The following is a 5,369-nucleotide window of genomic DNA, read 5'->3' on the forward strand; positions in this document are numbered from 1 at the left end:
TGTACTTTTCTTTGACTCCCCTGCAAAGTACACCGCGGCTTCCTTTAAAATGTCCCTTTCCATCGTAACCCGCTTTAAATCAGCCCTCAGCTGGCGTATCTCTGCACTTTGATCGTCTTCTTGTTTACGCTGCTTCTCGGGCTTATCGTACTTTTTAACCCAATCACACAAAGATTTGTAACTGATACCCAACCGCTCAGCTACAGAGCTGAGTGTATGACCTTGTTTTGTGACTTGCTGGACGGCTTGAATTTTGAATTCTTCTGGATAGCGTTTTCCGCTCATAGCAACACCTCATAGTTTGTTCAATTATATAGCTATTGAGTGTCTAGAGAAGCGGGGTCTTACCACAGAGCCATCAACAATATGATGCTAGATATGTTGGCTGCAATTGCTTGAAAGGACCATTAAGACCGCAGACGCAGGCAGACTGTCCCCTCTAACAACCCAAGAGAAAACGACACCCAACCTTTGTTGTAATCGCTACCATGGTCAATCCACTGAATGTTAGATCCACACGTTTTGCAAAACGTCCGAGTCACAGAAGCAGAAGAGGCATAACGCCCTATCTCTCCTTTCGAGCTAGTCACAAAGGATGTCGACTTTACTAAACCAAAAGATGCAAACTGTGCGCCGTGCGCTTTTCGACACATGCTGCAATGACAATGGATGGCTTTCTCTATTTCACCATGGATTTCGATGGATACCATTCCGCAAAGGCAACTTCCTTTGTACAACAATATGTGTTCCCCTCTAGGAGAGTTATCGTTTTGCTTTTCGTTTTAAGGCTTTTTGATACCAAGCCTCTTCGAGATACCAGAACATAACAGCGAGTACAGGCGTAATCAGCAAGACAAAGATGGCATGCAGCACCAGCTCCTCCATATGGCTTTCCTGCCACACCCCCGCGTTGCTCCAATAAGCACCAATAAATCGACCAAGAATTTGCGCCAAAGACAGCAACAAGCTTGTTAACGCCACATAGCGTAATTGGCCTTTATCTCTGATTCTTGCCCAACGCTTGATCAACCAGTCGGTCATGTCGCTGTATCCTATGGAGATTGATACTATTTATCTTGCCAAATTACAGGTGAGATTGCCGTTTGATGCATCACGGGAAATGATGCCAAACAATAAACGAAGGTCGTAATTGTTCGAAAGTCCCCCCCTGCATCACACATCTTTCCATGAGTATGAGGTGTAGGCCCATTTCAGCCTATGTATGGTTGGGAGAATTCATCGATACCATAAACAATTAACTCCCTTGCATCCAGAAGATGCAAGGGAGTTTAACGGAAGAAAACAAGGCAATCATCAGGGGAGTGAGAGCGTGATATAACGTCTCCATTTCCCTTCTTTATACTAAAACCTCAATACCGTTTTAATGAACCTTATTTGTTTTCATCCTCCATATCACTGATGCTGAATGGTACAAGAAACTTATCCTGAAGCGCGGTTGTCACAGACGATTGCGTATCATTCGAACTGGGAGCAGGTGCCCACGTGGTGTTCGAAAATAAAGCCAACCCGGATGCAAAGGATGCAGTACCAACAGCAATGCCTGTCACGGCTTTTGTCCGTGTTAATGTTCCCAGAATCATATGCAGACCAACAAAATCGAGGATGGGTACAGCAACCTGCTTTGCTAAGCTTCCATAGGTAATAACATGCTCCGAAACAGGGGGCTTGTTCTTCCCAAGCCATTGCTCAGAAGAAGGCATATCGCCGATTTGAGTGCCATCATCAATGAATTTTCTAAAGGTCTGTTTGCCAGGATCTTTAGCGGCTCCGGATTTAGGACGTTTCTTAACGACGTTGTTAATACTGTGACCACTCATACCAGCATCAACACCCATCGACGCTAGGCCAAAAATACCCGACGCAAAGCCGAGATTTTGTATGGTGTCTTGTCGAGAAGTATCACCAGATTTAGCGTCTTTAATCGCCATTGAATCTGCTGCAATACCTAAGGTATCACTGGTTACGCCCATAATTGCCGCACCAATAGCGAGCGACGCACCACCCGTATAGATAGCGGCACCCAACGCAAATAAATCGACAATTAACGAAAAGATATTGAGCCCAAGATCTGCCCCAGAACTGAAATGGCCGGAAGGATCCGAATTGTTGATTGGGTCACCATTACAATACATATACGGATTAATGCCCCCCGCATTGAAGGGGGAATAGCTATCCGCGGAAAGAAACAGGGCTAACGTAGGCGCATAAGCGCGCGTTCCATGCCCTAACAGGTAGAATCCTGAGAGGTCTTCAACGATTTCACCATTGAAACCCGACTTCACGCCATTTAGATGCCTAAAGCCATGAGGGGTGTATGTCATGGCCTGTGGCAAGGCATTCGCGTTTACCAAGTCTAGAACTGATATCACACTATTTTGACTGTTGGTTGCTAAGAATTGCTTTTGGTCTCCATTGACCTCAGCCACCGGCATTCCTTGGTGGGAAATCAACGTTCTTTTAGCCGCTTGCGATGTCTCAACCGCCAATCGATTATTAACATAAAAACGATTCGCTAATGCACCATCCTGAGTTTTCGTTGAAAAAATACGATTAAGTGAATCATACAAATAATCGATATTTTCAGTATCACGGCTCACTGAAGTGAGTCGACCAAAATCTGAGTAGGCATAGGCAACATTCGGTTTGTCTTTGAGTACATTACCATCCGCATCGTACTCCAATGACACTGACGCCACATAGTCCTTATGCGAATTCTGGATGCTTGAGACTTGTCTTTGTGCTGCGTCCGTGTAGGTGTACGTTGCAACGTTTCTACTGTTATCGTGGAAAGTACTGGTCACACTTATCACGTTATCAAACATATCGAAGTCAAATGCTTGCGAGACAATGGCGTTACCATACTCATCTTGGGGTAGACGCTGCGTATCCGAACATTCCGCGGTGTAGCTTTGCAACCTATTCATCGCGTCGTAAAGATAAACCTCCTTGAGTATGATTTCGCTAACGCTTGTTTCTCGGCACGTCAGTTGATTCAAAGTGTTGTAGGTATTCTGAATGTTGATTTGCGGGACGGCATTTTCAGATGAAGATTCGTCGTTCTGCTCAATGTTGATAATGTCAATTTGTCTCTGCCATTCACGGCCAAACTCATCATAATTTGCTGTGATTGTTTGTTTATTCGTACAGCCGTCAATGGTGGTTTCACAACGTTCTACTCTGCCGAAGTCATCATAGGTCGTCGTTGACGTAAAACCGTCTTGAATAGTGCTTTTTAGTCTGCCGAATTCATCATACGTATATTGGCAACTCGTTAGCACCTCCTCCCCGTCTTTGACTTCGACCTGAAGCAATTGCCCAAGTAAGGTATTGGTGACTGTCTTTGTCACCTCATTGTTCGTACTTTTATCTGTGATGACCTCCTTATTCACAAAACCTTGCCGCGAATAGGTATACGCATACTTCGCCGTTGCGTTTTCCGTTGTTGCTAGCGAACCTATAGGGGGGATAATCCCAGCTTCTGACGATTTGGTATATACACAGCTGATCGAGTCTTTTGAATCATTGACTGCCGAAGCCTGCATTTTCAGCTCAGGCACAAAATCAAATGTCAGTCCTTGGCTGTTACTGTGCTTAGGCGTAAGGATCGCATCTGGACGCTTCTTCGATTTTTGATACAAGAATGATGTTGTGCGGCTTGCCACCGTACGCTGCGTTAACTGCGTCAGCCCGTTATAGACTTGCTTGCCAAGGTTATACGGTGTTTGGGTATCTGGATCTCGGGTGTCGACGGAAGTGATGGCGTTATTCGATTTGGTAAAATCCTGATAACTCAACAGGACGTTTTGACCATTGTCGAGCGTAACCTGCGTGATCCGGTCAAATGCATCATAAGCATCAACGGTTGCCTTTGCATTTGTAGGCGTAGTCATCGTCGCTTTTCGACCAAACCCGTCGTAACTCGACAAAACGTCACTGTATATCTGCCCATTAATATCGAGAAGCTGCTCTTTTAGTTTGTTGCCAAACAAGTCATAGAAACTGATATTTTCCGCTAATTTTGCCGTAATTGTAGATGGGTCCGCGTCGTCATCCCTACGTATTAACTGCGTGTTTAGCTGCAATGTGAATGGGTCATACGCTTTTAATAAAATTCGTCCATCATGATACGCTTCTTCACATACCTCCCCCCAGCGGCCATAGAGGTATTCAACACTGGTACTATAGGTAGCTTTGGGATCCAATCCTTCCGTATCAAGTTCATAATCAAAGTTAAATTGGCGTAGCAACCGCCCCTGATTATCGTAATCGTAAGACGTCACTTTTCTTAGTTGAGCATCATTGTCAGATTGATAACAAACGCCTTTTTTATGTTCGCCGTCGAAATCGATAACTTGCACTTGGCTTTGCGTTGTCATCGTTACCCGAACACCAATACTCGACTCAGGATCTAACGATTCATCAATATCAGGGAGGTTGTCATACTGGAAGGTTGTTTGTAATTCGTAGTCGGTACCAACGGCTTCCGTCTTTGTCAGAGGCAAATTTAACGCATCATACGTATACGCCGTTTTTACGTTATCTATGTCTGTTTCGGAAAGAACATTGCCCGTCCAAACACAAATTTCCTCTTTCTTACTGACGGAAGCCGCATCAAACCCCGTTATGTTAGTTGTTTTAACGAAGCTATTATCAGCAAATTGATAAACATAAGAACTTGATGAGGTCAACTCACCCTTCGACAAGGTATGGGCTGCCAGCTCTGAGCGTACCGATATATCTGTATCAGACCCATGATAAGAAAGTGACAGTATGTTGCCGTCGTAACTTTTCGTTTTTGGTACAACAAAGGTGTCACTGCCATCAATTTTCTCAATAGACTCATAAGTAAAAGTAACGACCTTATTGTTGCTGCTGCCGCTTTGACCGCCAACTGGAACAACTTCCTGAGATTTAACAAATGCTCTAAATCTGTTCTCGGGGCAATCCGATTCACCGCTTTCATCGTAATAGCTGAAATACGTTGTGACGCCATTGACCTCTTTCTTGGCTTTGTTGCTTAATTCGGTTGGAAGACATGGCAGCCTAAAGTTGTTCGGTTCTTAAGCAATATACTGAGTTTCAGGCATACCCAGTCCTGTAAGCTTGTTCAGCGCTTTGATCATAGCGTAAGTCTCGCCAACCTGAGCATTGTAATTTTTTAGGCTTAATTTCCCACCTAGCAGCTGTTTTACTCGCTACATTGCTGTCTCTGATAGTGAGCGCTTGTGATAGCCATACCGCTTTTTCCACTTCTTGTTGGAGCCGTAGAGCTTTTGACAACCTACTGCTAAATTGCGAGGGTGTCCTTGTTCCCAGAATGCAGCCCCTTCTCGTGGTGGGATAAGCGC

Annotated in this window: 3 protein-coding genes and 2 pseudogenes; all 5 read right to left on the minus strand. The window is 44.6% G+C overall.

All coding sequences use genetic code 11. The features are described from left to right. Positions 1 to 285: pseudogene (locus B5D35_RS22565) on the minus strand (transposase); the annotation flags it as partial. Between the two features lie 122 nt (positions 286 to 407). Further along, on the minus strand, positions 408 to 740 hold the full coding sequence (locus B5D35_RS25570; protein WP_483189028.1) for a GFA family protein: 333 nt from the start codon (positions 738 to 740) through the stop codon (positions 408 to 410). 22 nt (positions 741 to 762) lie between these two features. Next, positions 763 to 1,041, minus strand: coding sequence for a hypothetical protein (locus B5D35_RS22575; RefSeq protein ID WP_078754674.1), 279 nt, complete (start codon positions 1,039 to 1,041; stop codon positions 763 to 765). A 350-nt stretch (positions 1,042 to 1,391) separates the two neighbouring features. Next, complete coding sequence (locus tag B5D35_RS25105) at positions 1,392 to 4,709, minus strand: RHS repeat domain-containing protein (RefSeq protein WP_078754675.1); 3,318 nt, start codon at positions 4,707 to 4,709, stop codon at positions 1,392 to 1,394. Positions 4,710 to 5,081: 372 nt separating this feature from the next. Beyond that, positions 5,082 to 5,369 (minus strand): annotated as a pseudogene (locus B5D35_RS22590) (IS5/IS1182 family transposase); the annotation flags it as partial.

Origin of the sequence: Enterovibrio nigricans DSM 22720 (assembly GCF_900167155.1) — a bacterium.
In the GTDB taxonomy this organism is placed as follows: domain Bacteria; phylum Pseudomonadota; class Gammaproteobacteria; order Enterobacterales; family Vibrionaceae; genus Enterovibrio; species Enterovibrio nigricans.